This window comes from Microbispora catharanthi (assembly GCF_006334915.2).
GTDB lineage: Bacteria > Actinomycetota > Actinomycetes > Streptosporangiales > Streptosporangiaceae > Microbispora > Microbispora catharanthi.
Window position 1 is genome coordinate 53,014 of the sequence record NZ_VDMA02000013.1, and the last position, 26,020, is coordinate 79,033.

Consider the following 26,020-nt stretch of genomic DNA (forward strand, 5'->3'; position numbering starts at 1 on the left):
GGAGGTTGCTCGTGCCACAGGCCGCCCGTCCGCCCGCCGCGGTGCTTTTCGACCGTGACGGAACGCTGATTCACGACGTTCCTTACAACAGCGATCCCGAGCGCGTGGAGCCCGTCGCCGGGGCCCGGGAGGCGCTCGACCGGCTGCGCGCGGCGAGCATCCCGGTCGGGATCGTGACCAATCAGTCGGGGGTCGCCAAGGGCCTGATCGCCCCGGAGGCCCTGCGCGCCGTGAACGACCGGGTGGACGCCCTGCTCGGCCCCTTCGACGTGTGGGAGATCTGCCGGCACGACGACGGCGACCGCTGCGACTGCCGCAAGCCCGCGCCCGGTCTCGTGCTGCGCGCGGCCCGTCGGCTCGGCGTCCGTCCGGAGGACTGCGTGGTGATCGGCGACATCGGCCGGGACGTGGAGGCGGCCCGCGCCGCCGGCGCCCGGGGCATCCTCGTGCCGACCCCGGTGACCCTGCCGGAGGAGGTGGCGGCCGCCCCCGAGGTGGCGTCCGACCTCGCCGCGGCGGTCGATCTGGTGCTCGGGGGAATTCCGCTCACAGCTGAGGATGAAGAGGGCATGACCAGGGCAGGTGGGTGAGGCGCCCGCGGGGGGGAGGGCACGGTGTTCCGAGGTCGGCAGAACGACGGACGGGGAGCGATGCGATGAAGATCATGGTCTGGCATGTCCACGGGTCGTGGACCACCTCTTTCGTGCATGGGCGGCACGACTATCTGGTGCCGCTCACCCCCGACCGTGGTCCCGACGGGCGGGGCCGGGCCGACACCTACCCCTGGCCCGACAGCGTGCGGGAGGTCCCGTACGACCGGCTGGCGGGTGAGGACGTCGACGTGGTCGTGTACCAGAGGCCGCACGAGCTCGACCTGGCCCGCGAATGGCTGGGGCGTGACGTGCCCGGCGTCTACGTCGAGCACAACACGCCCGCGGGGGACGTGCCCAAGACCCGTCATCCGCTGGCCGACCGCGACGACATCCCGATCGTCCACGTCACCCACTTCAACGACCTGTTCTGGGACTCCGGCCGCGCCTCCACCCATGTCATCGAGCACGGGGTCGTCGACCCCGGCTACCTCTACGCGGGCGAGCTGGCCCGTGCCGGCGTGGTCGTCAACGAGCCGATCAGGCGCTGGCGGGTGGCGGGCACCGACCTGCTGCCCACGTTCGCCGCGACGGCCCCGCTCGACGTGTTCGGTATGAAGGTGACGAACCTGCCGTCCAAGCTCGGCCTGGACAGGGAGATGGAGGTGTTCGAGGACCTGCCGCAGGCCGCCATGCACGCCGAGCTGGCCCGGCGCCGGGTCTACCTGCACCCCTACCGCTGGACCTCGCTCGGACTGTCGCTGATCGAGGCCATGATGATCGGCATGCCGGTCGTCGCGCTCGCCACCACCGAGGCCGTGGAGGCGGTGCCGCCGGAGGCGGGGGTCGTCTCGACCAAGCTGCCGACGCTGCTGCGGGCGCTCGACCGGTACGCCAACGAGCCCGAGCTCGCCGTCCAGGCGGGCAAGGCGGCCCGCTCGGCCGCACTGGCCCGCTACAGCCTCGACCGCTTCCTCGCCGACTGGGACAAGCTGCTCGGCTCGATCGTCCCGGGATGACTCTCATGCGGCCGCGCTACTGACGTCTTCCTGGGGAAGGCCTTACCCCTCGATGAGACCGGCCGGTCTCCCCGCCGACGTACGCTTCAGGGAGGCGAGGGGGAACCATGGCCGATCCTCGGGAGATCCATGACGCTTTCGTGGAGGCGCTCTGCGCGCACGACAGCAGGCGTCTTCTGGACTGCTTCCACCCGGATGCCGTTATCGTGACCCCCGTCGGCATGGTCGAGGGGCACGAACAGATCGAGTGGTATTTCGGCCAGTTCTTCTCCACCGTGCCCGACCTGACGGCCAGGGTCACCACGATGCTGGTCCACGGTGACACCGTCGCCGTCGAATGGGTCACGTCGGGGAGCCAGGCGGGAGTGATGCTGCTTCCGGACGGCACCGAGATCCCCGGCACCGGCCGCCCCGTCTCCTGGACGGGGTGCGGCATGTGGACGGTGGATGACGGCAGGTTCGCCACCGGGCGCATCTACTACGACCAGTTGCAGGCTTACATGTCGTTGGGCTGCCGGCTCGTGCAGACCGAGCCCGTCCATCCACGCGATCAGGGGACCCGAGCCGAGTCGCGCTCCGGATCCGTCCGCCGGCTTCTCCGCAGACTCGCCGGCCGGTGACAGGACACCGCCTTGCCGGATCCGCGCAGGCCGAGGCGGACCTTGATTGTTTACCGAGAACGGGGCACCCCGAGGGCAGGTGATCCGGTCCGGGTGGGAAAAGGCTCCTCATGATGCGCAACCTGGTGAACGGCGCCGTCGGCGGCGCGCTCGCGACGGCCGTGTACAGCGCGATGCTGATGGCGGCGGACAGGGCCGGCCTGCTGGAGGAGCCGCCGCCGCGGCGGTTCGCGCGGCTGACCCTTTCCGGGCGGGACAAGCCCAGGAGGGGTGAGAACGTGCTCGGGACGATCGCGCACTTCGCGTTCGGCTCCTCCTCCGGCTCTTTGCTCGGCCTGCTGTCGGCCGGACAGCGGGTGCCCGTGCCCATCGGCACGGCGTACGGGTTGCTGGTGTGGTACTTCGGCTACCAGGGCCTGGCGCCGAGCATCGGCGCGTATCCGCCCGCACCGAAGGACCACGCGGGACGCCAGGCCGCACTGCTGGCGGGACACCTGCTGTGGGGCACCGCGCTCGCCGTCGCGCTCAACCGGCTGCGGACCGAGAAGGCGCCGTTGACCGCCGAACTCGCGCCCCGCGTTCGCGAGCAGGTCCGGCGCGTCATGCCCACCCCCGAGCCGGTCCCGGCGCGGTGACGTTCACCAGAACCCGACCTCCGGATACTCCGCCGACGGCCCGTCGAGCAGGGGCCGCCGCTTGTCCTTCAGGTGCGTGTCGAGGAAGGCGGTCACGTATTCCCGAGTGATCGTGAGGGAGCGTATACCGTCGATCGGATACGCCGGCATGCCGAGCTGCGGCCCGAGCACCGCGTAGTCGACGAAGCTCACGTGCTCGGCGCCGGTGACGGTGAGCCAGCGCTTCCACGTGCCGGTGACGTGGGGCCAGAACAGGTCCCACGACTTCGGCCGGCCACTGGTGACCGGCTGCTGCCGGGGGTTGCCGATCATCATGAACGGCTTGGTGACGGGCTCGGCAGGGGTGACGGGGTTGTAGGAGCCGTCCAGGTTCACCGCGGCCTTGATCCGGTCGTTCACGGGCAGCAGGTGGGCCGCGCTCTGGCCGCCGACCGAGTGCCCGACCATCGCGATCCTGCTCTCGTCGATCAGCCGGTTCCAGCGCCTGGCCCGCTCCAGCCGGTCCAGCGCGAAGGTCGTGTCCGCCGCGCGCACCCGGGCGACCTTCTCTCCCAGCTCGGGGGTCTGGCCGCCCGCACCCGCCTGGAACGTGACGGTCCTGCCGTCGGGGAACGTGGTGGCGACCGACTCGTAGGTGTGCTCGATGCCCGCGACCACGTAGCCCCGGCTCGCGAACTCCTCGGCCAGCGAGGTCAGCGTGGCCCGTGGCATGGTCATGCCCGGCGACATGACCACCAGCGGCCATCCGCCCTTCCTCAGGAGCGCGGGCGCGTCGGCGCGGGCATGCGTCTTCGTCTTCGTGAGCGTGTCCGGCGGGAGGTCCTTCAGCTCGGGGAATCCCTTGAGGATCAGCGCCGATTCCTGCGGGGTGACGTAGGGCGCGGCCGTGCCCCTCGTCTTCTTCGCCGGATACCAGAGAGAGACCATCAGCTCTCGCGGTCTGTCGTCCACCCAGGGGTCGGGCCGGTGGGAGTCGACCAGGTGGACGTCCGACCGTCCGACCGCGTAGTGCCCGGTCGGAGCGGGCAGAGCCGGCTTGGGGGCGGGAGTGCCGCCGGTGACGGGAGCCAGGGCGATCACGCCGGCGATGAGCATGTTCTTCATGGCCGTCACCCTGCCGGGCGGCGCTGCCGCACTGTCCCCTGCAAAGGTCACGCGGCGTGCGCGACTTTCGTAGGGGGTCGCTCCGCCGGCCGCCCAATAGCCTCTGACCATGACCTCTACCGGTTCGGGCATCCTGGATCGGGCCTTGCCGTGGGCGCTCGGGAGCGCGGTGTTCGTGCTCTGCGCGGGCTCCGCGTCCGGCTGGGCCGGCGTCGCGACGACCGTGCCCGCCCCGGTGGCCCTGGCGGTCGCCGCGGCCTCGGCGGGTGCCACGGTCGCGGCCAGGCGTTCGATGTGGCCGGTGACCGTGGTGGCGGCCGTCGCCTACGTCTGGCTCGCCATGTGGCCGCCGGCGGTCGTGGCCTCCTATTACGCGGGCCTTCACCTGGGGCGCCGTCAGGCTCTGTGGCTCTACGCGGCCGGTGCGTCCGCCGCGTGGGCGCTGGGCGGAGTCGTCTCCTGGCTGAGCGGCGGCCACCGGGCGCTGGCGATGGGCTCCTCTCCCAACGTGCTCATCCTGGGCGGCGCGCTGGTCGGGCTTCCGCTGGTGGCCGGGTTGTGGAGCCGTGCCAGGCGGCAGGTGCTCGACACCATGCGCGAGCAGGCCGAACAGCTGCTGCGGGAGCAGGTCCTGCGCGCGGAGCAGGCACGCGCCCAGGAACGCGCCCGCATCGCGCGGGAGATGCACGACGTGGTCGCTCACCGGGTGTCGCTGATGGTCCTGCACGCCGGGGCGCTGGAGGTCGGCGCGCCGGACGAGCGTACCGCCCAGGCGGCCGCCCTGATCAGCGACGTCGGCAGGGAGGCGCTGCACAACCTGCGCGAGGTGCTCGGCGTCCTGCGCGCGCCGGAGGCCTCCCGCGACCCGCAGCCCACGCTGGCCGACCTCGACCGGCTGCTGGAGCAGTCTCGCGCCCTCGGCCTCGTGGTCAACCGGCGTGACGAGGGCCCGGCCCGCCCGCTCGGGCACTCGGCGGAACGCACCGCCTATCGGGTGGTCCAGGAGGCGCTGACCAACGTGCACAAGCACGCACGTGGCGCCGAGACCGATGTGGTCGTCCGCTACCTGCCCGCCGATCTGGAGGTGCTCATCCGCAACGCGACGTCCCCCGCGGGTGAGGGGTTCCCCGGATCCGGCTGGGGACTGGTCGGCCTGCGCGAGCGCGTCGAACTGCTCGGGGGCACCCTGGAGGCCGGCCAGCACGGAGGGGGTTTCCAGGTGCTGGCGAGGATTCCCGCCGCATGATCCGCGTACTGATCGTCGACGACGAGGCGCTGGTCAGGTCGGGGCTGCGGATGATCCTGGAGTCGGCCGGCGACATGGTGATCGTGGGCGAGGCCCGCGACGGCGAGGAGGCGATCGGCGCGGCCGCCCGGCTCAGGCCCGAGGTCGTGCTCATGGACGTCCGGATGCCCGGCATGGACGGCCTGACCGCCGCGGCGCGGCTCCCGCGCGCCCCCGGCGCCCCGAAGGTGGTGATGCTGACCACCTTCGACCTGGACGAGTACGTCCACGAGGCGCTGCGTCTCGGCGCCGTGGGGTTCCTGCTCAAGGACACCCCGCCGCGTGAGCTGATCGCCGCGGTCCGCACGGTCGCCGCGGGGAACGCGATGCTCTCCCCCGTCGTCCTGAAGAGGCTCATCGGCTCGTTCGTCCACAAGGCGCCCTCGCGTGCCGACGTCGCGCGCGAGCGGCTCGCCGCGCTCACGGCCAGGGAGGAGGACGTGATCAGGGCGCTGGCGCGCGGCCTGTCGAACGCCGAGATCGGACGGGAGCTGAAGCTGTCGGAACCGACGGTGAAGGCGCACGTGAGCCGGCTGCTCGCCAAGCTGGGCCTGGCCAACAGGGTGCAGGCCGCGATCCTCGTCCACGACGCCGACCTCGCCTGACGCCGGCGCTCTCGCATACGAAAGCAGGGGCCGACGCCCGCCGATCGTCCGATGTGCCGTGACCTGCTGAGTGTCTAGCTTCATGGCGTGTCGGCCCTGACCTCTGTGCGGGATGGGCCCGCGTCCGATCCGGGACCTCCCGGATGTCCCCGACGCTCCTCGGCCGACACGGTGTACCCAGTGCCCCAACGATCGGAGTCACGCTGATGTCGCACGCGATCCTCGACCTGGTCCAGCAGGTGATGTCATCGCCTTGGTTATACGTGGCGCTGTTCGCCCTGGCGCTGCTCGACGGCTTCTTCCCCGTCGTGCCGGCCGAGACCTCGGTGATCACGGCCGCGGTGTTCGCCGCGTCGGGCGAGACCAACCTGGCCCTGGTCATCGTGGTCGCGGCTCTCGGCGCATGCGCGGGTGACCACATCTCCTACCTGATCGGCAGCAGGTCGGCGGGCAGGCTGCGGGAGAAGAAGCCGTTCGTCTGGGCGCGGAACGCGCTGGCCGAGCGGGGCGGTCTCGTCCTGATCGTGGCGAGATACATCCCCGGTGGACGCACCGCGACCACGCTCACCATGGGCGCCGTACGGCATCCGCTGCGCTCGTTCACGTTCTTCGACGCGATCGCGGCGGGCTCGTGGGCGGTGTACTCCGGGCTGATCGGCTTCTTCGGCGGGATGGCGTTCGAGAACGACCCGATCAAGGGCCTGTTCCTCGGCCTCGGCATCGCGCTGTCGATCGCCGTGATCGTCGAGCTGGTGCGATGGCTCAGGAAACGACGCGCCACCCGGCTCTCCCTCGAGCGTCTTCCCACCCCGTCATCGGGGGAAGAATGTGATCTCGTGTCCGCCGCCGATTCAAGGCAGCGCTGACGAACCGAGGAGGAGCAGATGAGCAAGCTCGATGAGAACGCCGTAGCTCTGCTGAAGGAACCGGTCCACGCCTGGGTGACGACCGTCCGGCCGGACGGATCGCTGCACAACACCGTGGTGTGGGTCGACGTCGACGGCGACGACGTGATCTTCAACACCGCCGTGGGGCGGGCGAAGGAGCGGCACCTGCGCAACGACCCCCGGGTGTCGGTCAGCGTGCTCGACCCGGAGAACGCCTTCCGCTTCGTCAGCGTCTCGGGCACCGCCGAACTGGAGCTCGAAGGCGCGGACGCGGTCATCGACGGCCTGGCGAAGAAGTACCTCGGGGTGGACGCCTACCCCTACCGGCAGCCGGGAGAGCAGCGCATCACCGTGCGCGTCGTTCCCGAGAAGGTCGTCTTCAGCGCCGGTCGCTGACCCGGGCGCTCTCCGGGGCGGCGACGAGGACCCGCTCACACGGCGGCGCGCAGGTAGGCGAGCACGGCGAGCACCCGGCGGTGGTCGTCGGCGTCCGGAGGCAGGTCGAGCTTGGCCAGGATGCTCGCGATGTGCTTGGCGACGGCCGCCTCGGAGACGAACAGCGCGCGGGCGATCGCGGCGTTCGACCGTCCCTCCGCGACGAGGGCGAGCACCTCGCGCTCGCGTGGCGTGAGCCGGGCCAGCGGGTCGCGGCGCCCGCGCAGCAACTGCCGGACGACCTCGGCGTCGATCACCGTGCCGCCGCCCGCGACCGTCGTCACCGCGCCGGCGAACTGGGTGACGTCGCCGATCCGGTCCTTCAGCAGGTAGCCGACGCCGCCCCCGTCCGGGGAGCGGGTCTGGTCGAGCAGTTCGGCGGCGTAGGTCTGCTCGACGTACTGGCTGAGCACGAGCACCGCGAGGGACGGCCGCGCCGCCCGCAGCTCCAGCACGGCCCGCAGCCCCTCGTCGCTGAAGCCGGGCGGCATGCGCACGTCGGCGACGACGACGTCCGGGTCCTGCTCGGCGACCGCCGCGATCAGCGCGGGGGCGTCGCCGACGGCCGCGACGACGCTGTGCCCGAACCGTTCGAGCAGGCCGGCGAGACCCTCCCGGAGTAGCACCGAGTCTTCGGCGATCACCACTCGCACGGGATCTCCGCCCTCACCGTGGTCGGGCCGCCGTACGGGCTCTCGACGGTCAGCGTGCCGCCGACGGCCGCCACCCGGTCGGCGAGCCCGGTCAGGCCGGTGCCGCGCGCCGGGTCCGCTCCCCCGCGCCCGTCGTCGGCGATCTCCAGCACGAGCCTGCCCCTGCGCAGCCGGCCGCGCACCGCGCAGGAGCCGGCCGCGCTGTGCTTGGCCACGTTCGCCAGCGCCTCGCAGGCGACGTAGTAGGCCGCCGCCTCCGCCCGCTCGGGCAGCCGCCGGTCCAGTTCGACGTCCACCTCCGCGGGCACCGGCGACCTGCCGGCCACGTCGCGTACGGCGGCGGGCAACCCGCGGTCGGCGAGCACCTGTGGATGGACACCGCGGATCAGCTCGCGCAGCTCCGCGAGCGCCTGCCCGGCCAGCTCGCGCGCCTCGTCGAGCCGCACGGCCGCGGGCGAGCCCGGCGGCAGGTCGAGCCCGGCCAGGCCCAGCTTCATCGACAGCGCGACGAGCCGCTGCTGCGCGCCGTCGTGCAGGTCGCGCTCGATGCGGCGGCGCTCGGCCTCGAAGGCGTCCACCAGCCGCGCCCGGGAGCGTGCGATCTCCCGCATCTCGGCCTCCTGCGGGACGAGCATCGCCCGCGCCATCGCCGCCCTGGCGCCCGCCCAGGCGGCGATGGTGTACGCCGCGACGGGCACCAGCAGCAGCCCGACGGCCGAGCCGACGAAGGTCTCCCCCAGCGTGGCCTCGCCCTCGGGAGCGGTCGGCTGCACGACCGGGGAGAGGATCAGCACCACCGGCCCGGCGATCGCGGCCGCCACCACCAGCAGGTCGACCCACCAGAGCGCGAGCAGCGCCACGAGGGCGTGCCCCGCCTCCCGCCACCCCGGCCACCAGCCGTCCGGCAGTCCGCGCACCGGCTGCCGGTCCGCGAGGCGCAGCCGCCACCGCTCGAACCGGGCCAGGGGCGCCAGCAGCACGGCGGCCACCACGAGGGACAGCGGCGCGGCGAGCAGGCCGCCCACCGCACGGACGGGCGCCAGGACGGCGGCGAACGCGAGGCCGGGGACGACCCCGGCCAGCAGGTAGGCCAGAGACCTCCACGGCCAGGCCGAGGCCAGGAAGCGCTGGGGCGGTCCGCTGAGCGCGTCCAGCGCGGTCCGGGGCACAAGGGTCATAGGGGCGGGGGCGAGGAGCGGGGTGGCCACGGCACCGACGCTAACCGCTGGGCGCGCCGGTGTCGGTAGTGCTGGGGATACCCCTGGTTCTCGCCCCAGTGCCAATGCCTCACGGGCCCGCCGCCGGTTGGCTGAGCCACATGACACAGACAACCGGGCAGGCTGTCCTGCTCGACTCGGTCCAGGTGACGTACGGCACCGGGCCTGGCGCGGTGACCGCTCTCGACGGCGTGACCCTCGGCTTCGGCCAGGGCACCTTCACCGCCGTGATGGGGCCCTCGGGCTCCGGCAAGTCCACGCTGCTGCACTGCGCCGCCGGGCTCGACCGGCCGACGTCCGGGACCGTGCTGATCGGCGGCACCGACCTCGGCCCGCTGAACGAGAAGGCGCTCACCCTGCTGCGCCGGGAACGGGTCGGCTTCGTCTTCCAGGAGTACAACCTGGTCGACGCGCTCACCGCCGAGGAGAACGTGGCGCTCCCCCTCCGCCTGGCCGGGCGCCGCCCCGGCCCTGACGAGGTGCGCGACGCGCTCGCCGAGGTCGGCCTGGAGCGGCGGGCCGGGCATCGGCCCGCCGAGCTCTCCGGCGGCGAGCGGCAGCGGGTGGCGATCGCCCGCACCCTCATCACCCGGTCGAAACGAACCGAGCCTGCCGTGCTCTTCGCCGACGAGCCCACCGGCGCGCTCGACAGCGCCGCGTCCCGCGTGGTCATGGAACTCCTGCGCGCGCTGGTCGACGCCCACGGGCAGACCGTCGTCATGGTCACGCACGACCCCGCCGCCGCGGCGTACGCGGACCGGGTCGTGCTGCTGGCCGACGGCCGGCTCGCCGGGGAGCTGGGCCGGTCGAGCGCCGCCGAGATCGCCGCCCGCATGGCCCTGCTGGAGGAGGCATGCTGAGCTTCTCCCTGCTCGGGCCGGCCGGAAGGGGCCGGTGGACCGGGCTCGCGGGCACCTTCGTCGCGCTCTGTCTCGGCGCCGCGGTCCTCACCGCGAGCGCGCTGCTGCTGACGTCCGCGGGCCCGCGGGTGCCCGCGCGCTACGCCGCCGCGTCCCTGCTCGTACGCACCCCCGGCGTGCCCGGCGACGACAACGGCTTCGCCGAGAACCGGCCCTGGTCTCCGGAGACGGCGGAGGCGCTGGTCCGCGCGCTGACGTCGGTGCCCGGCGTCGCGGCGGCCGTCCCCGATCGCGCCTTCTACGCCCAGGCCGTCGTCCGGGGCAGACCGGCCGGCGCGCACGAGGCACGAGGCTGGAGCACCGCGGCGCTGGCGCCGCACCGGCTGGTGGCGGGCAGGCCGCCCGTCCGCGCCGGAGAGGTCGTGCTCGGCCGCGCGCCCGGGCTCGCGCCGGGCTCGCCCGTCACGCTGCTGACCGCCAGGGGACCCGCGCCGTACACGGTCAGCGGTCTCACCGACGGCCCCGGCCCGTACGTCTCCGACGGCGAGGCCGCGCGCGTCGGGGGCGGGGTCCGCGTCATCGGGCTGCTCACCCGGCCGGGAATCGACCCCCACGCCGTGCGGCGTGCCGTACTCGGCGTCGTCGGCGGGTCCGGGCAGGTGCTCGCCGGGCCGGACCGGGCGGCGGCCGAGCCCGCGGCCGACGCGCGGACCCGCTGGATCGGCATGCAGGTGCTGACCGCGATGGCGCTGCTCGGCGGGTTCGTGTCGGTGTTCGTCGTGGCCTCCACGTTCGCGTTCCGGGTCACCCAGCGGCGCCGGGAGTTCGGCCTGCTGCGGGCGGTCGGCGCGACCCCGCGCCAGGTGCGGCTGATCGTGTACGGCGAGGCGCTCGCCGTGGGAGCCGTCGCCGCCGCGGTCGGGGCGCTGCTGGGCGCGGCCGTCGCGCCCGCCGTGGGCGGGGTGCTCGTCGCGGCGGGCTTCGAGCCCGAGTCGTTCGGCGTGCGGTTCGCCCCGCTGCCCGTGGCCGGAGCGGTCGCGGCCGGGATCGCGGCGGGCCTGCTCGGCGCGTGGTCCGCCTCGGGCAGGGCCGCCCGGGTCCGCCCGCTGGAGGCCCTCCGCGACCACACGGCGGGCGGCACGCCGATGACCCGCCTGCGGTGGATCGCGGGCGTCGTGTCGGTCGCGGGCGGCCTGGCCCTGGCGGTGGCGAGCGGGTCCGCGGGCGAGGACGCTCTGGTGAACGACGTCCTGCTCGCCGCGATGGCGCTGATCGCCGGGCTCACCCTGCTCGCGCCGGTCGTCCTCCCGCCGCTCGTCCGCGTCCTCGCGTGGCCGGTCTCCCGGCCGGCCGTGGGCATGCTGGCCGGGCGGAGCGCGATGACGGCCGTGCGGCGCACCGCCGCCACGGCGGCCCCGGTGCTGCTGACGGTGGGCTTCACCGTGCTCGTCACCGGCATGGTGCGCACGACCGCCGCGGCGTACACGGCGGGGCGGGCGGCCGGCACCCCCGCCGCGGCGGTGCTCGTGCCCGACGGCGCCCCCGGCCTGTCGGACGCGGCGCTCGCGGCGGCGTCGGCCTCTGGCACGATCACGGCCCCGCTGCCCACCACCGTGTACGGCGACCGGCCGCTCGCCGCGCTGGGCGACGGTCACCTCGCCGGGGACGAGACGGCGGTCGCGGAATGGGTCGCCCGGGACCACGGCTGGCGGAAGGGAGACGTCGTGCCGCTCACCTTCGAGGACGGCAGCAGCGTGCGCCTGCGGATCGCGGCGGTCCTGCCCGGCGCGCCGGCGGAGGTGCTGGTCTCCAGGGACACGGTCCGGGCGCACGACCCGTCGGCGCTGACCCCCGAGGCGTACGTGTCCCGGCCGGCCGGAATGGTCTTCCCGGGGGCGAGGACGGTGAGCGTCGCCGACCGCGCGGCCGGCGACCAGGCGGAGGAGGACCGGCTCGTCTGGCTGTTCACGCTCCTGCTGGTCGGGGTCTCGGCCGGTTACTCGGGCCTGGCGATCGTCAACACGCAGGTCATGGCGGCGTCGGCACGCGCACGCGAGTTCGCGGTCCTGCGTCTGTCCGGCGCGACGCGGCGGCAGGCGACCGCGGCGGCCGCGGCCGAGGCGGCGCTCGTCACCGGGATCGGCACCGTGCTCGGCCTCGCCGTGGCCGTTCCCGCGCTGCTCGGCATGCGCGCCGGGCTGGCGCAGAAGTCCGGCGCGGCCGTTCCGCTGGTCGTCCCCTGGCCCACGGTCGCGGCCGTCGTCGCCGCCTGCCTCGTCCTCGCGGCCGGAGCGAGCACTTTCACAGGAAAAACACCTTTCACTTCAGGAAAGGCGTCGTATAGGCCGTCTACCAGGGCAGATGCGTGATCAGGCAAAGGAATCGTCGATCCTTCGCCTTGTTATCGCAAGTATTGCGATCCCACGTGTTCAGACGGCCCGGTTTCCGGATAGCCCTTATTAACATTTTTTTCCTGAGCATTGCATTACGGACACGAACGGAGGGGTCATGGCGGGCTGGCGCATGCCTTCCCTTTTACGCCCGCGCTCGATCCAGGCGCGGACCGCAGTGATGAGCGCGGTCCTCTCCCTCGTCGTCCTCACGGTGATCGGGTTCGGCCTGGACATCGCCGTACGCAACCGGATCCACAGCCATCTCTTCATGGACACCCAGCGGGTGGCCACCGACTGGATCGCCTCGATGGGCCCCAACGGCATCCCCGAGCCGCCGGCCGCGCACGAGGACCTGGTGCAACTCGTCGACTCCCGCAACCGGGTGATCACCGCCAGCCGGGCGGCGAGCGGCCGGGCCCCGCTGACCTCCCCTTTCCCCACGGGCCAGGACCGCCTGCAGTACCGGATCGAATGCCCGGACCGGGGCCGGTGCGTCGTGCTCACCGCCGTACGGGTCCTGCCGGTGCAGTCCCGGCTGTTCTGGGACGGCGAGCCGCACGCCGTGTACGCGGGAAGGACCGAGCCGGGCCTCCTGGCCACGCGGCGGCTGGAACTGTTCATCGCGATCGGAGTGCTGCTGATGACCGCCGGATGGACCTGGGCGAGCTGGCGCGCCGCGGGCCGCACGCTGCGTCCGGTCAGAGAGATTCGCGAGAGGGTGACCGAGATCAGCGTGCGCGACCTGAGCCTGCGCGTCCCCCAGCCGCCCGGGCGCGACGAGATAGCCGAGCTCGCGCGGGCCTCCAACAACTTCCTCGAACGCCTCGACACCTCGGTGCGCCAGCAGCGGCACTTCGCCTCGATGGTCTCCCACGAGCTGCGGACGCCGCTCGCCGGGCTGCGCACGCAACTGGAGGAGGCCCTGCTCTACCGCGAGGAGACCGATCCGTACGAGACGATCCGTACGGCGGTGCGGACCACGGAGCGGTGCCAGGCGATCATCGACGAGATGCTCACGGTCGCCCGCGTCCGCACGGCCGCGACGGACGAACCCGAGCCGGTCGACCTCGGGACGCTCGCGCGGGAGGAGGCCGCCGCCCGCACGGACGGCGTGCCCGTGCACGTCGAGGTCGAGGACGAGGTGACCGTCCTCGGCAATCGGGTCCAGCTGTGCGGCGTGCTGACCAACCTGCTGGTCAACGCCCAGCGCCACGCGTACGGCAGGGTCGACGTCACGGTCGGGCGGGCCGGGGACGAGGCGGTCGTCACCGTGCTCGACGACGGCGACGGCATCGCGCCGGAGGATCGCGAGCGGGTCTTCGAGCCGTTCGTCCGCCTGAAGGACGGGCGCCGCCGCGACCCCAAGGGCACCGGGCTGGGCCTCGCCCTGTGCCGCGTCACGGCGGACGCGCACCACGGGACGCTGCGGGTCGAGGACTCGCCCCGCGGCGCCCGCTTCGTCCTGCGCCTGCCGCTGCCCGCGGGCGCCGCGGCCGCGGGCAGCGCGCCCCAGCTCAGCCGGTGACGCTCAGCCGGTGACGCCCGGGCGGGCGCTCCCGACGGCGGCCAGGGTCAGCGCGAAGTCGGCGGCGCTGTCGGTGTACCAGCGGCAGACCGCGAACCCGGCCCGGGACAGCTCGTCGAGCACACCCTCTCTGTGGAACTTGGCGCTGATCTCCGTGCGCATCTCCTCGCCCTCGGCGAAGGCGACCGTGAGGCCGAGCGCCCTGATCGGGACCTCCATGGGCCGGGTGGCCCGCAGCCGCATCTCGATCCAGTCGTTGTCCTCGTCCCACAGCGCGACGTGCTCGAACGCCTCCGGCTCGAACCCGGCGTCCAGCTCCCGGTTGAGCACGTGCAGCACGTTGCGGTTGAAGGCGGCCGTCACGCCCCCCGGGTCGTCGTACGCCGCGACCAGCCGCCCCCTGTCCTTCACCAGGTCGGTGCCGAGCAGCAGGGTGTCGCCCGGCCGCAGCGTGGCGCGCAGTTCCTTGAGGAACACCTCCCGCGCGGCGGGCGGGAGGTTGCCGATCGTGCCGCCGAGGAAGGCCACCAGCCGCCTGCCGGTCCTCGGCAGCAGCGCGAGGTGCTGCTCGAAGTCGGCGCGCACCGGCCGCACGTCGAGGCCGGGATAGCGTACGGCGAGCCGCTCCGCCGCGGCCTCCAGCGTGACGTCGTCCACGTCGACCGGCGTGTAGGCCCGCAGCACGCCCGCGTTGGCCAGCGCGTCGAGCAGCAGCACGGTCTTCTCGCTGGTGCCCGAGCCCAGCTCGACGAGCGTGTCGGCGCGGCTGAGGCCGGCGACGTCGACGGCGCGGCGGCGCAGGATCTCCAGCTCGCGCCGGGTGGGGTAGTACTCCGCCAGCCGGGTGATCCGGGAGAACAGCTCGCTGCCCGCGGCGTCGTAGAACCACTTGGGGGGCAGCCACTTGGGCGACGAGGTCAGCCCTGCGCGCACGTCGTTCTCCAGAACATGGCGCAGGTAGTCGGCGCCGAGATGGTCCGTAACGCTAACGCTCATGTCGCCTCTCAATCGATGGGTGTCACCGAAACGCCGTCGGGGGACGCGAGCAGCAGGCTCCGGTCGGGCACGGCCCGCCAGCCCGGCCGGTCGTCCAACGGCTCGCTCGCGACGAGCACCCCCTCCTCCAGGTGCGTGAACAACGTGTCGCCCCACGCGACGGCGGCCAGGTGGGAACCTCCCGTGACGAGCAGGTTCAGCCGGGCCTCCGGGTCGCCCTCGGCGGCCGTGCGGACGACGGCGGGCAGGACGTCGGCGAGTGACAGGCCGTCCCGCAACCGGGTGAACGCGGCCGCGGCGAGCCACGCCGAGTCGCACCCGCTCTCCGCGTCGGCCGCGAGGGGCCGGACGGCCTCGCGCCTGACCCTGCCGTTGTGGCTGAGCAGCCAGGGCCCGTCGGCGAACGGCGCGGTGGCCGTCTCCTCGATCGGCATCCCGACCGTGGCCGACCGCACCGCGGCGATCAGGCACGTCGAGCGGGCCGCCGCGGCGAGGCCGGGCATGTTGGCGTCCGTCCAGATGGGCACCGTACGGCGGTAGCGCACGGGCCGGGACCCGTCGTACCAGCCCAAGCCGAACCCGTCGGCGTTCACCGTGCCGTACTTCTGCAGGCGCGGCGCGTACGACTGGCGCAGCAGGCCGTGTTCGGGGTCGCTGATGAGCGTGGTCAGGGCCCGCGCCGGGCCCAGCCACGCCGCGTGGCGGCACATCCCCTCAGTCCTCCGAGCGGGCGCAGCGGAACCCGGCGAAGATCTGCCGCCGGATCGGGTAGTCCCAGTTGCGGAAGGTCGTGCGGACCGCGGAGGGATGGGTGGCCCACGACCCGCCGCGCAGCACCCGGTAGGTCTCCCCGAAGAAGACCTTGCTGTACTCCTCGTAGGGGAAGCACCGGTAGCCGGGATAGGGCTGGAACCAGGAGTCGGTCCACTCCCACACGTCCCCGATGAGCTGCTCGACGCCATAAGGACTCGCGCCGTCCGGGAACGCCCCGGCGGGCGCGGGCCGGGCCGCGCGGTGGCCGAGGTTGGCCCAGCGCCCGAGACGGCCGGGATCGGCCTCGCCCCAGGGATACGTGCGGCCGCCGCACGCCTTCTCCCACTCGGCCTCGGTCGGCAGGCGCTTGCCCGCCCACCGGGCGTACGCGTCGGCCTCGTACCACGAGACGTGCTGCACCGGCTCGTCCGGCGGCACGGGCTCCTCCCGGCCGAACCGGACCCGCCACCAGGTGTCGCCGTCGCGCGTCCAGAACAGCGGGGCCTCCACGCCGTTCCGCTCGGCCCACTCCCAGCCCTGCGGCAGCCACCAGCGCGGGTCGCGGTAGCCGCCGTCCTCGACGAACTCCAGGTAGGCCGCGTTCGTGACGGGGTGGCGGTCGATCCAGTAGCCCGGCAGGTATATGCGGTGGGCCGGCCGCTCGTTGTCGTACGCCCAGGGCGTGGTGTCGGTGCCCCCGCCGGTGCCCATCGTGAAGACCCCGGCGGGGATGTGCACCTCGGGCTCGGCGGCGGGCCTGCCGGGCGGCAGCTCCCCGTCGCGGACCAGGCCCGGCCGCCGGGACAGCTGGAGCGTGGCGAGCATGGTCTCGTCGTGCTGGTGCTCGTGCTGCAGCACCAGCCCGAAGACGTAGCCGCCGGACCGCAGCGGATCGGGGTCGGTCAGGTCCACCCGGTCGAGCACGTCGAGCACCCGGCCGCGCACGCCGGAGATGTACTTCCTGGCCTCGGCCGGGCCGAGCAGCGGGAGCGACGGCCGGTCCTTGCGCGGATACTTGAACGCGTCGTAGAGGTGGTCGATCTCCGGGCGCAGCGGCTCGATGCCGCCCACCTCGCGCAGCACCCACAGCTCCTCGTAGTTGCCGACGTGGGCGAGGTCCCAGACCAGCGGCGACATCAGGGGCGAGTGCTGGCGCACGAGCATGTCGTCGTCGGCGTCGGTGTAGGCGAGCGACCGCTCGCGTACGGCGGCGAGCTCGGCCGCGATCCGCTCCTTCAGGCCGGTCGGGCCGGCGTTGCCCAGGACGGCGTCGAGATCGGTCACGCGAACATCTCCTCCATCTGGTCGGCGGCCGGCGATCGGCCGGATTCGATGTGCCGAGAGGCGAACGCGCGGACCCGGGCGACCAGCGAGGGCTCGGCCCCGAGGCGCGGCAGGGCCTCGGCGGCGGCGGCGAAGCAGACCGAGGCGGAGCGGCGCAGATCGGGGTCGGCGAGGCCGAGACGGGCGGCGTCCGCCCACCGGTGGGCGACCGGCCGGGCCGCCTCCATGGCGATCCCGGCGGCCCGGTCGTCGGTGACGAGCGCGTGGACGACGGCCACGCACACGGGCCACTCGGCGGCCCCCTGCGCGTCGAGGTAGCGCACCTCCAGAAAGCCCCGGGGCCGCACGGGTGGGAAGAGCGTGGTGGCGTGGTAGGCGAGGTCGGCCTGAGTAGGGGGCCGCCCGGCCACGCGGGCGAAGTCGCGGAACGCCGAGCCGTCGAGGACCGGCAGGAGACCGCCGGTCCCCCGGACCAGCATGAGGCGGGCGTCGAGGAGGTAGCGCGCCCAGTCGTCCGCGGGGGCGCCGTTCTGCGCGACCGGCGCGGTCCTGCTCGGGTCGAGCCTGCCCCACACGGCCTGGCGGCCGGAGGCCCACCCGTCGGCGGGCGAGTTGGCGAAGGCCGCCACCAGCACCGGGCCGAGCACGTGGGCCCGTTCCCAGCGAGCCCGGTGATCCTCACCGAAGTCAAGGTTGACCTGGATCGACGCCGTCGAGCACATCATCGTCAGGCCGTCCGGCCGCTCCAGGACCGCGGCCATCGCCTCATACCTGGGCTCTCGTAACTGCCGCAGGGGCGCGCGCAGGGTGTCCAGGCCGCGGCCGCCCAGCCGCAGCCCGGCCCGGGCGAGCGCGAGCCGTACGGCGTCGACGTCGGCGGTGAGCTTCGCGACGGCGGCGGGCAGGACGTCCGGCGGGGCGGACAGTTCGAGCTGCCCGCCCGGTTCGAACGTCACCCGGCTGCCACCCGCGAGCGCGGGGAGCGCGCCCGCGATCCGGGCGATGGGGACGTAAAGCGCGGGGTTGTCCGCGTCGAAGACCAGGAACTCCAGCTCGACGCCCAACCGGTCGGAGGTGACCCCGCGGAAGCAGTCCCGGGCGTACCTCTGCACGTCGGTCATTCGCCCCCCATCGGGCCGAGGTTTACGCGACTCGGTCGCGCCGAGTCAACTTTCCCCGTAATCCCCCTTCTCAACCTGAAACCCACTGAAACAGTGCGTTAACACCGGTCACGCGGCGGTGGAGGTCGCCCACTCCTCGTCGCGCATGCGGATCATCGAGACGCCGACGATTCCGAAGACGACCAGCGGGATGACCGGGCCGCCGAGGCCGAGCACGAGGTTCCACGCGCTCGCGCCCAGGCCGCGTTACGCCTACGAGTCGGGCGTCGTCCGCCCAGGAGACCCCTCCTCGTGAGCCGGTAGCGTAGGTGCACATGACAGCTATCGACTCCACCACCTCGGGTGCGTACGGCATCGGCCTGGCCACGATCGCCGCGGACGGCACCGTGCTGGACACCTGGTTCCCCTTCCCCGCGCTGGGCGAGCCCCCGGCCGTGGGCACCGAGCCGATCGCGGGCGAGGACCTCGGCGAGGGCATGGCGGAACTGGTCGGCCCCGACCTCGCCCGGGGCGTCGAGGTCGTGGCCGTGCGCACCGGCATCGCCGACCTGTCGGCCCCGCCGGCCGACGCGCACGACGTGTATCTGCGCCTGCACCTGCTGTCCCACCGCCTGGTCCGGCCCCGCGCGCTCAACCTCGACGGGATCTTCGGGCTGCTGGCCAACGTCGTGTGGACCAACCACGGCCCGTGCAAGGTGGAGGGCTTCGAGGAGGTGCGGCTGCGCCTGCGGGCCCGGGGCCCGGTGACCGTGTACGGCGTGGACAAGTTCCCCCGGATGGTCGACTACGTGCTGCCGGCCGGGGTGCGGATCGCCGACGCCGACCGCGTACGGCTCGGCGCCCACCTGGCGAGCGGCACCACCGTGATGCACGAGGGCTTCGTCAACTACAACGCCGGCACGCTCGGCGTCTCCATGGTGGAGGGCCGCATCTCGGCGGGGGTCGTCGTGGGCGACGGCTCCGACGTGGGCGGCGGGGCCTCGATCATGGGGACGCTGTCGGGCGGCGGCAAGGAGGTCATCTCGATCGGCGAGCGCTGCCTGCTCGGGGCCAACTCCGGCATCGGCATCTCGCTCGGCGACGACTGCGTGGTGGAGGCCGGGCTGTACGTCACGGCGGGCACCAAGGTCACGCTGCCGGACGGGACGGTCGCGAAGGCGAGGGAGCTGTCGGGCAAGTCGGGCCTGCTGCTGCGCCGCAACTCGACGACCGGGGCGGTCGAGGCGGTGTCCCGCGACAGCGGGGGCATCGAGCTCAACGCGGCGCTGCACGCCAACGACTGACGCTGGAGCGGGCCCCCTCCCCCACCCTGAGATGACCCTGAGTCTGCCCTGAACTTGGCCTTCGGCCCTGTGAACGGCGGGAGGGCGGCCCGTACGGTGAGGGTATGGGACGCATTCTCCTCATCGCCGCAGCCGTCATCGTCGGGTTCTTCCTTCTCGGTTCCGTCATCGGGCTCATCTTCGGCGCGCTGAAGTGGGTTCTGATCATCGGCGCCATCGCGCTGATCGTGTCGGTCGTGCTCAAGCTCACCCGGAGCAGCAGGTCGAACCACTACTCCTGACCGGCTCCATGGCCGGAAACAGGGCCGGAAAACAGGGGCGGGCCCCGCCGCGGATGCGGCGGGGCCCGCTGTCACTCGCGCCTCGTGTTACGAGAGGGGCGGGTAGGCGTTCTGCATGAGCTGCTGGAACTGCGCGGAGAACCAGTGGCCCGAAACCGGGGCGCCACCCAGAGCACCGGACATGTTGTTGCCGTTCAGGCTGTTACCGGTGTAGGTCGGGTCGCACATCCGGTCGAAGCCCTTACCCTCGTCGTTGTCGATCGCCGAGCTGGAACCGTCGGACTCACCCGGAGGCTTGATCCAGACGTAGGCGTCGAAACCGGCGGCGGGGTTCGCCTTCGGCCGCTCACCCATACCGGCGCCGGACTGGTTGCACCAGTTGCCAGCGTGGATCCGGCGGTCGACGCGCGACTCGTTGACGAAGGTGTTCACGTCGGTGGACGTGCTCGCCTTGGTCGGCCGGGCCGAGCCACCCCAGCCGTTGCGGGAGGTGTCGACCAGCATGCCGATGGTGTTCGGGAAGCCCTTCGAAATCAGGGCGTTGCGGAGACCGGTCGCGAAGGACGACTCGTCCACGTACCAGTTCCAGTCGACCCAGTGGGACTGGCGCACCGACTGACCGTTCACCGTGGTGTTGATGTTGAAGTACGGCTCGGTCAGCGCGGCGAAGTTGGCGGTGTTCACGATGAAGCCGTCGATGCTGTTCACGCCGGCGGTGGTGCCGGTGGCGACCTGGTAGAAGAGGTTCACCATCGGCTGGAAGTTGTTGTCCCAGCCGAGCCAGGCGTGGTGCGCCGCGTCCACGTAGGTGTACACGTTCTTGATCGCGTGCAGCTTGTTCAGCGCGTACTGCACGCCCTGGACGTAGGCGCCCGAGGACTGGGCCTCCTGGCACGCCTGGAAGTTGCTGACGTTGGTGATCAGGTTCGGCAGCGAGTCGGGCTCGATGACCGTCACGATGCGGAGGTTCGAGTACTTCGAGTCCGCCATGATCCCGGCGATCACGTCGATGTACTCGCTCTTGTACCGCGCGAGGCCGTCCTGCGCGATCTTCAGCTCGCCGTTGGAGGCGAGCGCCGAGCAGTCGCGGTTCGGCAGGTCGTAGATGACGACCTGGATCGTGAGAGGCGCGCTGCCGTTGGCCTCGTCCTGCCTGACCGCCTCATCGAGGTGGTCACGCAGGCCCATGCTGTTGTTGCCGGCCGAGCCGGAGCTGATCGCGGCGATGCGGTCCAGCCAGATCGCCGTGGAGATGTTGGCCACCCGCGAGCCGCCCGGCTCGGACTTCGCGCTGGCCGACCAGTCGGGGTTCACGTAGCCCGTCGCATCGGCGTACGGGTTGTCCACGTGGGTCCCGGGCGGCGGCGGCGAGGTCGACGGAGAAGCGGACGGCGACGGGGACGCCGACGGGGAGACCCTGGGAGAGGGCGAGGCCGACGGGGAGACCCTCGGAGAGGGGGAGGCCGAGGGCGACACCGAGGGCGAGACGGACGGCGACGGCGACGGCGACTGCGGGGTGCCGTTGCAGGACACACCATTGATCTTGAAGTCGCTCGGCGCCGGGTTGCTCCCGGACCAGGTGCCGTTGAAGCCGATGCTCGTCGAGCCGCCGGTGGCCAGGGACTTGTTCCAGTCCATGGCGGTCACGGTCACGTTGCTGCCCGACTGGCTCCAGTTGCCCGACCAGCCCTGGCTGACCTTCTGGCTGCTGTTCGGGAAGCTGAACGTGAGCGTCCAGCCGTTGAGGGCGTCGCCCAGGTTCTGAATGGTCAGGTTGGCGGACATGCCGCCCTGCCACTCGCTGGCGGAGTAGTTGACTTTGCAGGAGACCGCGGCACTCGCCGAGGTGGCGGTGGCGACGGCCGCCGTGGAACCGAGCGCGAGCACGGCCGCCGCGACCAGGCCGCGGCGCACCGTGGAGCTCACGGCTCCCGGTCGGGGGGTGGATCTCATTGGGAAGGTCCTCCTGGCGATGAATACTGCGCTTGGGAGCGCTCCCACGAACCATAGGCACCGCCTCCGGCGCCGTACAGGGACCCGTCAAGGGCGGGAGCGCGGCGAAGTCGCGGCCCGGCGTTCACCCCGCGTCCGAGCAGGGATTCCGTCATGCCGTTACGTCAGAAGTCACCTGCGTGTTTCGTGAAAGTTTCACCCTTTCACTGGCGAAACGCGTGGCCAGGGGCCGGATGTCCCGTCCAGACCGCCCCCGACGCGCGGAAGTGGGGATGCACCACCTGGTCACAGGGGGAACCGGGCCGACGGGTAGCATCCGTGAGTCACACATATCGCGAATGGGGATCCGTCATGACCGTCAAAGTGACCGTCACCGGCGCGGCCGGCCAGATCGGTTACGCGCTGCTCTTCCGCGTCGCCTCGGGCCAGCTCCTCGGGGCTGACACCCCGGTGAAGCTGAGCCTTCTCGAGATCCCGCAGGCCGTCAAGGCGGCCGAGGGCACCGCGATGGAGCTCGACGACTGCGCGTTCCCGCTGCTGCGGGGCATCGAGATCTCCGACGACCCGGCCAAGGCCTTCGACGGCGCCAGCGTCGCGCTGCTCGTCGGCGCCCGCCCGCGTACGAAGGGCATGGAGCGCGGCGACCTCCTCGAGGCCAACGGCGGCATCTTCGGCCCGCAGGGCAAGGCCATCAACGAGCACGCGGCCGACGACATCCGCGTGCTCGTCGTGGGCAACCCGGCCAACACCAACGCGCTCATCGCGCAGTCCGCGGCTCCCGACGTGCCGGCCGAGCGGTTCACCGCGATGACCCGTCTCGACCACAACCGCGCGCTCTCGCAGCTCGCGGCCAAGCTGAACGTGCCGGTGGCCGAGATCAAGAAGATGACGATCTGGGGCAACCACTCCGCCACGCAGTACCCGGACCTCTTCCACGCCGAGGTCGGCGGCAAGATCGCAGCCGAGCAGGTCGAGCAGGAGTGGCTGCGCGACACCTTCATCCCGACCGTCGCCAAGCGCGGCGCCGCCATCATCGAGGCGCGCGGCGCGTCCTCGGCGGCGTCCGCGGCCAACGCGGCGATCGACCACGTGCACGACTGGGTGAACGGCACGCCCGAGGGCGACTGGACCTCGGCCGCCATCCCGTCCGACGGCTCCTACGGCGTGCCGGAGGGCCTCATCTCGTCCTTCCCGGTGGTGTCCAGGAACGGCCGCTGGGAGATCGTCCAGGGCCTGGAGATCGACGCGTTCTCCCGCGAGCGGATCGACGCCTCGGTGAACGAGCTGGTCGAGGAGCGCGACGCCGTGCGGGCGCTCGGTCTCATCTGACGATTCGCGCACGGAAGGGGCGGGCCCGCACGGGCCCGCCCCTCGTGTTGTCCCGGGTCTCCCGCACGGTACGGCTCCGCCTGCCTGGGCAGTTGACGGGCATGGACGGCATGTACGACGTGGTGGTGCTCGGTCTGGGACCGGGCGGAGAGGACGTCGCGGGACGGCTGGCGGAGGCGGGCCTCAGCGTCGCCGGCGTGGAGGCCGGCCTGATCGGGGGCGAGTGCGCCTACTGGGGCTGCGTGCCCTCCAAGATGATGGTGCGCGCCGCGGGACTGCTGGCCGAGGCGCGGCGGGTGCCCGGCATGGCCGGCTCGGTGCGGGTCTTCCCCAAGTGGGCCCCGGTGATCGACCGGATCAGCGGTGAGGCCACCGACGGCTGGAGCGACGACGCCAGGGCGGAGCATTTCGAGAGCACCGGCGTCCACCTCGTCCGCGGCCGCGGCCGGATCACCGGGCCGCGCGAGGTGACCGTGGACGGCCGGGTGCTGCGGGCACGGCGCGGGATCGTCCTCGCCACCGGGACCAGCCCCGCCGTCCCCCCGATCGACGGCCTGGAGGGCACGCCGTTCTGGACGAACCGGGACGCCGTCGCTGCGCGGCACGTGCCCGAGTCGCTGATCGTGCTCGGCGGCGGGGCGATCGGCTGCGAACTCGCCCAGGTGTTCGCCCGGTTCGGCACGCGGGTGTCGGTCGTGGAGGCCGCCGACCGCCTGCTCGCGCAGGAGGAGCCCGAGGCCGGCGTGCTGCTGGCCCGGGTGTTCGCCGGCGAGGGCCTCGAGACGCACACCGGCGTCGCGGCCGAGCGGGTGCGGCACGACGAGGGCGGCTTCACGCTCACGCTGGAGGACGGCCGGACCCTCCGCGCCGTGCGACTGCTGGTCGCCACCGGGCGCAGGACCGATCTGGCCGCGATCGGCGCCGGCGACGCCGGCCTCGACGAGAGCGCCCGGTTCGTCACCGTGGACGGGCGGATGCGGGCCGCCGACGGCGTGTGGGCGGTGGGCGACGTCACCGGCCGGGGGGCGTACACGCACGTCGCCGTCTACCAGGGCAGGATCGCGGCCCGCGACATCCTCGGCGAGGGCGGCCCACCGGCCGACTACCGGGCGGTGCCCCGGGTCACGTTCACCGACCCCGAGGTGGCCTCGGTCGGCCTGACGGAGCGGGAGGCCCGGGAGGCCGGGCTCGACGTGCGGGTGGGCTTCGCCTCCGTCAGCGAGTCGGCCCGGGGCTGGATCCACGGGGCCGGGCACGAGGGCTTCGTCAAGCTGGTGGAGGACGCGCGGCGTGGCGTGCTGGTCGGCGCCACGAGCGCCGGGCCGGCCGGCGGGGAGGTGCTCGGCGCACTGGTGGTGGCGGTGCAGAACGAGATCCCCACGACGCGGCTGCGGCACATGATGTACGCCTATCCGACCTTCCACCGGGCCATCGAGGACGCGCTCGAGACGCTTGACGGCCAGGCATACGCAATCGACTTGTGACGAACCGGCGACCCCCGGGGCGGGTCCAATGCATGACCTCCCAGAAAGGAGAAAGTCATGCGGCACCCCACCCGGCCGATCACACTGCGTCCCATCTCAATGGGGCTGATCGGCCTCGCCCTGTCCACGCTCACGATCTCCGTGGCGGCCGCGCCCGCCACGGCCCGGACCGCACCCTCCATGCGGCACTCCGCGCACCACTCGATCAGGTACGCCTCGGTGGACGCCTGCACGGCCAAGGACGACACCGAGAGGCCGTGCCACACCTGGCGGCTGGACCTGCTCGACGGCGGGCGGGTCGCGCTCAAGGACGCCATGCTGTGGCCGCTCAACGCCAAGGGCAAGGTCGACAAGAGCCTCAGCGCCCCCCTCACCGTCAGCGGTGACGGCGAGTCGGTGGCCTACTTCCGCAAGTCAGACCATCGCCTGGTCGTGCGCGAGTTCCACGGCGGGGTCCACGTGATGCCGAAGACGCCGCTGCCGCGCGGCATCGGCATGGACTCGGTCTGGCTGGACATGTCCCAGGACGGCAGCCGCCTGGCCCTCGCCTACACCGACGACGACGGCGATACGCGAGGCCGCCTGTTCGACGTCGCGCGGGCGAGCGTGACCGGCACGATCCCGAAGTCGGGCGGGTTCTCCGGCTTCAGCGGGGACGGCTCGGCCGTCCTCCTGCAGCGGGACGCCACCGCGAACACCATGGGGCTGGCCGTCCACGACGACGCCGGCGCCGAACTGGCCAGTGCCGTCCCACCGCAGATCGTGGCCAACAACGGCCCGTGGGCGCTGTCGGCCGACGACCGCACGGTCGCCTTCGTCACCGGTAGCGGCAAGAAGGCGGCGCTGCGCTTCTACGACGTCAAGACCGACCAGACGACGGGCTCGGTCCGCGTCTCCCTGCCCGGGGACACCTTGCCCGACATGATCGACTGGACCGGCGAGCACGAGGTGACCGTCCACTTCAGCGAGTCGGGAGGCACCCGCGATGTGGTGACCGTCCTGAGGATCGACACGCAGACGGGCAAGACCCGAGTGCGTGACCGATACAAGGTCCGGGCCGGCACCTTCACCTACCAGAGCTGCGGCGGCTGACCTCGCCGCCGACACGGACATGGCCACCAGCGCCGCCACCTCGGAGACGACGGTCAGGCGCTGGGTGAGCCCGGCCGGCACCGTGCCGGGGTCGAGGTGCAGCATCCGGAAGGCGTACGGCAGGACCACGAGGAGCAGCGAACCGAGCGCGACGGCGCACAGCACGCGCACCGGACGCGAGCGGGTGACCCGGGCGACGAGCAGCCCGGCCAACGGCAGGCTGACGAAGGCGGCGAAGGCGGCATAGCGGTGTATGCCGCCGGAGAGCGACAGCGACAGCCCCGGTCGGTCGGTCGGGAACCCGGCCACCAGCAGCAGGCAGACGCCCCACACGCCCACCAGCAGCGCCGCACGCCGGTCCAGCCGCGCCAGCCGTACGGCGAGCACGGCCGAGCCCAGGGCGAGCGACGTCAGCGAGACCGGCAGCAGCCAACCGTGCGGCGCGAAGACGTACTCGCTGATCATGTCGGTGAGCGGGTCGAGCCCCGCCACCAGATGTAACGCGAGCATCGCGGCGGCGCCAGTCGCCACCAGCAGGTATCCCAAGACCATCCCCATGGCTCTTCACTGTGGCCGTGGGGAGGGCGGCGGCCCATCGGAGATCCACCCGAGCCGT

Annotated in this window: 24 protein-coding genes and 1 pseudogene; 16 read left to right on the top strand and 9 right to left on the bottom strand. The window is 72.7% G+C overall.

Annotation, left to right across the window (positions count from 1 at the left end; all coding sequences use genetic code 11):
* The first annotated feature begins 11 nt into the window (after positions 1–11).
* From FH610_RS23610 to FH610_RS23625, 4 genes are all read left to right on the top strand, one after another.
* Positions 12–590: a D-glycero-alpha-D-manno-heptose-1,7-bisphosphate 7-phosphatase gene (locus tag FH610_RS23610; protein ID WP_240809144.1), complete on the top strand. Its 579-nt coding sequence runs from the start codon at positions 12–14 to the stop codon at positions 588–590.
* A gap of 65 nt (positions 591–655) precedes the next feature.
* Complete coding sequence (locus FH610_RS23615; RefSeq protein WP_139576821.1) at positions 656–1,609, top strand: glycosyltransferase; 954 nt, start codon at positions 656–658, stop codon at positions 1,607–1,609.
* Between the two features lie 107 nt (positions 1,610–1,716).
* Positions 1,717–2,229: a nuclear transport factor 2 family protein gene (locus tag FH610_RS23620; protein WP_139576822.1), complete on the top strand. Its 513-nt coding sequence runs from the start codon at positions 1,717–1,719 to the stop codon at positions 2,227–2,229.
* A 110-nt stretch (positions 2,230–2,339) separates the two neighbouring features.
* Positions 2,340–2,864: a DUF6789 family protein gene (locus FH610_RS23625; RefSeq protein ID WP_139576823.1), complete on the top strand. Its 525-nt coding sequence runs from the start codon at positions 2,340–2,342 to the stop codon at positions 2,862–2,864.
* A 3-nt stretch (positions 2,865–2,867) separates the two neighbouring features.
* On the opposite strand, the gene FH610_RS23630 is transcribed toward FH610_RS23625, so the two are convergent.
* Entirely contained in the window at positions 2,868–3,968 is a 1,101-nt protein-coding gene (locus FH610_RS23630; RefSeq protein ID WP_161628067.1) for an alpha/beta hydrolase family protein, read from the bottom strand.
* Positions 3,969–4,077: 109 nt separating this feature from the next.
* Here FH610_RS23630 and FH610_RS23635 point away from each other — a divergent pair, with 109 nt between their 5' ends.
* From FH610_RS23635 to FH610_RS23650, 4 genes are all read left to right on the top strand, one after another.
* On the top strand, positions 4,078–5,214 hold the full coding sequence (locus tag FH610_RS23635; protein WP_139576825.1) for a sensor histidine kinase: 1,137 nt from the start codon (positions 4,078–4,080) through the stop codon (positions 5,212–5,214).
* Positions 5,211–5,858 carry a response regulator gene (locus FH610_RS23640; protein WP_139576826.1) on the top strand — a complete coding sequence of 216 codons (648 nt, stop codon included), beginning with the start codon at positions 5,211–5,213 and terminating at the stop codon, positions 5,856–5,858. The genes FH610_RS23635 and FH610_RS23640 overlap by 4 nt, the downstream gene beginning before the upstream one ends.
* Before the next feature lie 206 nt (positions 5,859–6,064).
* Entirely contained in the window at positions 6,065–6,724 is a 660-nt protein-coding gene (locus FH610_RS23645; protein ID WP_139576827.1) for a DedA family protein, read from the top strand.
* An 18-nt stretch (positions 6,725–6,742) separates the two neighbouring features.
* Positions 6,743–7,141 (top strand): PPOX class F420-dependent oxidoreductase, encoded by a 399-nt coding sequence (locus FH610_RS23650; protein WP_139576828.1) that lies wholly within the window; start codon positions 6,743–6,745, stop codon positions 7,139–7,141.
* Between the two features lie 35 nt (positions 7,142–7,176).
* Here FH610_RS23650 and FH610_RS23655 read toward each other — a convergent pair whose 3' ends face one another.
* Together FH610_RS23655 and FH610_RS23660 are read right to left on the bottom strand one after the other, a co-directional pair.
* A complete protein-coding gene (locus FH610_RS23655) occupies positions 7,177–7,833 on the bottom strand; it encodes a response regulator (RefSeq protein WP_139576829.1) in 657 nt (218 codons plus the stop codon).
* Positions 7,821–9,041 carry a sensor histidine kinase gene (locus FH610_RS23660; RefSeq protein WP_240809145.1) on the bottom strand — a complete coding sequence of 407 codons (1,221 nt, stop codon included), beginning with the start codon at positions 9,039–9,041 and terminating at the stop codon, positions 7,821–7,823. The genes FH610_RS23655 and FH610_RS23660 overlap by 13 nt, the downstream gene beginning before the upstream one ends.
* A gap of 110 nt (positions 9,042–9,151) precedes the next feature.
* On the opposite strand from FH610_RS23660, the gene FH610_RS23665 reads away from it, so the two are divergent.
* The 3 genes from FH610_RS23665 to FH610_RS23675 all read left to right on the top strand — a co-directional run bounded on the left by FH610_RS23665 (position 9,152) and on the right by FH610_RS23675 (position 13,828).
* Positions 9,152–9,910, top strand: coding sequence for an ABC transporter ATP-binding protein (locus FH610_RS23665; RefSeq protein ID WP_139576830.1), 759 nt, complete (start codon positions 9,152–9,154; stop codon positions 9,908–9,910).
* Complete coding sequence (locus FH610_RS23670) at positions 9,904–12,279, top strand: ABC transporter permease (RefSeq protein WP_139576831.1); 2,376 nt, start codon at positions 9,904–9,906, stop codon at positions 12,277–12,279. Before FH610_RS23665 ends, FH610_RS23670 begins: the two co-directional genes overlap by 7 nt.
* A gap of 202 nt (positions 12,280–12,481) precedes the next feature.
* The gene (locus FH610_RS23675; RefSeq protein WP_161628068.1) at positions 12,482–13,828 is read left to right on the top strand and encodes a sensor histidine kinase; all 1,347 of its coding nucleotides are present in this window, start codon (positions 12,482–12,484) and stop codon (positions 13,826–13,828) included.
* 3 nt (positions 13,829–13,831) lie between these two features.
* On the opposite strand, the gene egtD is transcribed toward FH610_RS23675, so the two are convergent.
* Genes egtD through FH610_RS23695 form a run of 4 tightly spaced genes read right to left on the bottom strand, consistent with a single transcriptional unit; the run spans position 13,832 to position 17,982 of the window.
* The gene (egtD, locus tag FH610_RS23680; RefSeq protein WP_139576833.1) at positions 13,832–14,824 is read right to left on the bottom strand and encodes an L-histidine N(alpha)-methyltransferase; all 993 of its coding nucleotides are present in this window, start codon (positions 14,822–14,824) and stop codon (positions 13,832–13,834) included.
* Between the two features lie 8 nt (positions 14,825–14,832).
* Complete coding sequence (gene egtC / locus FH610_RS23685; RefSeq protein WP_139576834.1) at positions 14,833–15,534, bottom strand: ergothioneine biosynthesis protein EgtC; 702 nt, start codon at positions 15,532–15,534, stop codon at positions 14,833–14,835.
* 4 nt (positions 15,535–15,538) lie between these two features.
* Positions 15,539–16,861, bottom strand: coding sequence for an ergothioneine biosynthesis protein EgtB (gene egtB / locus FH610_RS23690; protein WP_240809146.1), 1,323 nt, complete (start codon positions 16,859–16,861; stop codon positions 15,539–15,541).
* The gene (locus FH610_RS23695; protein WP_139576835.1) at positions 16,858–17,982 is read right to left on the bottom strand and encodes a glutamate-cysteine ligase family protein; all 1,125 of its coding nucleotides are present in this window, start codon (positions 17,980–17,982) and stop codon (positions 16,858–16,860) included. The genes egtB and FH610_RS23695 overlap by 4 nt, the downstream gene beginning before the upstream one ends.
* Before the next feature lie 314 nt (positions 17,983–18,296).
* Here FH610_RS23695 and dapD point away from each other — a divergent pair, with 314 nt between their 5' ends.
* Entirely contained in the window at positions 18,297–19,265 is a 969-nt protein-coding gene (gene dapD / locus FH610_RS23700; protein ID WP_139576836.1) for a 2,3,4,5-tetrahydropyridine-2,6-dicarboxylate N-succinyltransferase, read from the top strand.
* Positions 19,266–19,369: 104 nt separating this feature from the next.
* Positions 19,370–19,546 carry a hypothetical protein gene (locus tag FH610_RS42930; RefSeq protein ID WP_156081201.1) on the top strand — a complete coding sequence of 59 codons (177 nt, stop codon included), beginning with the start codon at positions 19,370–19,372 and terminating at the stop codon, positions 19,544–19,546.
* Positions 19,547–19,633: 87 nt separating this feature from the next.
* On the opposite strand, the gene FH610_RS23705 is transcribed toward FH610_RS42930, so the two are convergent.
* Positions 19,634–21,499, bottom strand: coding sequence for a glycoside hydrolase family 6 protein (locus FH610_RS23705; protein ID WP_139576837.1), 1,866 nt, complete (start codon positions 21,497–21,499; stop codon positions 19,634–19,636).
* 351 nt (positions 21,500–21,850) lie between these two features.
* On the opposite strand from FH610_RS23705, the gene FH610_RS23710 reads away from it, so the two are divergent.
* The 3 genes from FH610_RS23710 to FH610_RS44600 all read left to right on the top strand — a co-directional run bounded on the left by FH610_RS23710 (position 21,851) and on the right by FH610_RS44600 (position 25,404).
* A complete protein-coding gene (locus FH610_RS23710; protein WP_139576838.1) occupies positions 21,851–22,828 on the top strand; it encodes a malate dehydrogenase in 978 nt (325 codons plus the stop codon).
* 101 nt (positions 22,829–22,929) lie between these two features.
* Positions 22,930–24,312, top strand: a complete 1,383-nt coding sequence (locus FH610_RS23715) for a dihydrolipoyl dehydrogenase family protein (protein ID WP_139577144.1) — start codon at positions 22,930–22,932, stop codon at positions 24,310–24,312.
* Positions 24,313–24,369: 57 nt separating this feature from the next.
* Positions 24,370–25,404, top strand: a complete 1,035-nt coding sequence (locus FH610_RS44600; protein WP_240809147.1) for a hypothetical protein — start codon at positions 24,370–24,372, stop codon at positions 25,402–25,404.
* A 72-nt stretch (positions 25,405–25,476) separates the two neighbouring features.
* Here the strand turns inward: FH610_RS44600 and FH610_RS45655 are convergent.
* Positions 25,477–25,962: pseudogene (locus FH610_RS45655) on the bottom strand (DUF998 domain-containing protein); the annotation flags it as partial.
* Positions 25,963–26,020: the final 58 nt, after the last annotated feature.

Coding starts and splice junctions, on each gene's coding strand:
- FH610_RS23670 (WP_139576831.1), top strand. CDS start 9,904: ATGCTGAGCTTCTCCCTGCTCGGGCCGGCCGGAAGGGGCCGGTGGACC.
- FH610_RS23625 (WP_139576823.1), top strand. CDS start 2,340: ATGATGCGCAACCTGGTGAACGGCGCCGTCGGCGGCGCGCTCGCGACG.
- dapD (WP_139576836.1), top strand. CDS start 18,297: ATGACAGCTATCGACTCCACCACCTCGGGTGCGTACGGCATCGGCCTG.
- FH610_RS23715 (WP_139577144.1), top strand. CDS start 22,930: ATGGACGGCATGTACGACGTGGTGGTGCTCGGTCTGGGACCGGGCGGA.
- FH610_RS23705 (WP_139576837.1), bottom strand. CDS start 21,499: ATGAGATCCACCCCCCGACCGGGAGCCGTGAGCTCCACGGTGCGCCGC.
- FH610_RS44600 (WP_240809147.1), top strand. CDS start 24,370: ATGCGGCACCCCACCCGGCCGATCACACTGCGTCCCATCTCAATGGGG.
- FH610_RS42930 (WP_156081201.1), top strand. CDS start 19,370: ATGGGACGCATTCTCCTCATCGCCGCAGCCGTCATCGTCGGGTTCTTC.
- FH610_RS23665 (WP_139576830.1), top strand. CDS start 9,152: ATGACACAGACAACCGGGCAGGCTGTCCTGCTCGACTCGGTCCAGGTG.
- FH610_RS23675 (WP_161628068.1), top strand. CDS start 12,482: ATGAGCGCGGTCCTCTCCCTCGTCGTCCTCACGGTGATCGGGTTCGGC.
- FH610_RS23640 (WP_139576826.1), top strand. CDS start 5,211: ATGATCCGCGTACTGATCGTCGACGACGAGGCGCTGGTCAGGTCGGGG.
- FH610_RS23650 (WP_139576828.1), top strand. CDS start 6,743: ATGAGCAAGCTCGATGAGAACGCCGTAGCTCTGCTGAAGGAACCGGTC.
- egtC (WP_139576834.1), bottom strand. CDS start 15,534: ATGTGCCGCCACGCGGCGTGGCTGGGCCCGGCGCGGGCCCTGACCACG.
- FH610_RS23635 (WP_139576825.1), top strand. CDS start 4,078: ATGACCTCTACCGGTTCGGGCATCCTGGATCGGGCCTTGCCGTGGGCG.
- FH610_RS23620 (WP_139576822.1), top strand. CDS start 1,717: ATGGCCGATCCTCGGGAGATCCATGACGCTTTCGTGGAGGCGCTCTGC.
- FH610_RS23630 (WP_161628067.1), bottom strand. CDS start 3,968: ATGAAGAACATGCTCATCGCCGGCGTGATCGCCCTGGCTCCCGTCACC.
- FH610_RS23695 (WP_139576835.1), bottom strand. CDS start 17,982: ATGACCGACGTGCAGAGGTACGCCCGGGACTGCTTCCGCGGGGTCACC.
- FH610_RS23615 (WP_139576821.1), top strand. CDS start 656: ATGAAGATCATGGTCTGGCATGTCCACGGGTCGTGGACCACCTCTTTC.
- egtD (WP_139576833.1), bottom strand. CDS start 14,824: ATGAGCGTTAGCGTTACGGACCATCTCGGCGCCGACTACCTGCGCCAT.
- FH610_RS23710 (WP_139576838.1), top strand. CDS start 21,851: ATGACCGTCAAAGTGACCGTCACCGGCGCGGCCGGCCAGATCGGTTAC.
- FH610_RS23645 (WP_139576827.1), top strand. CDS start 6,065: ATGTCGCACGCGATCCTCGACCTGGTCCAGCAGGTGATGTCATCGCCT.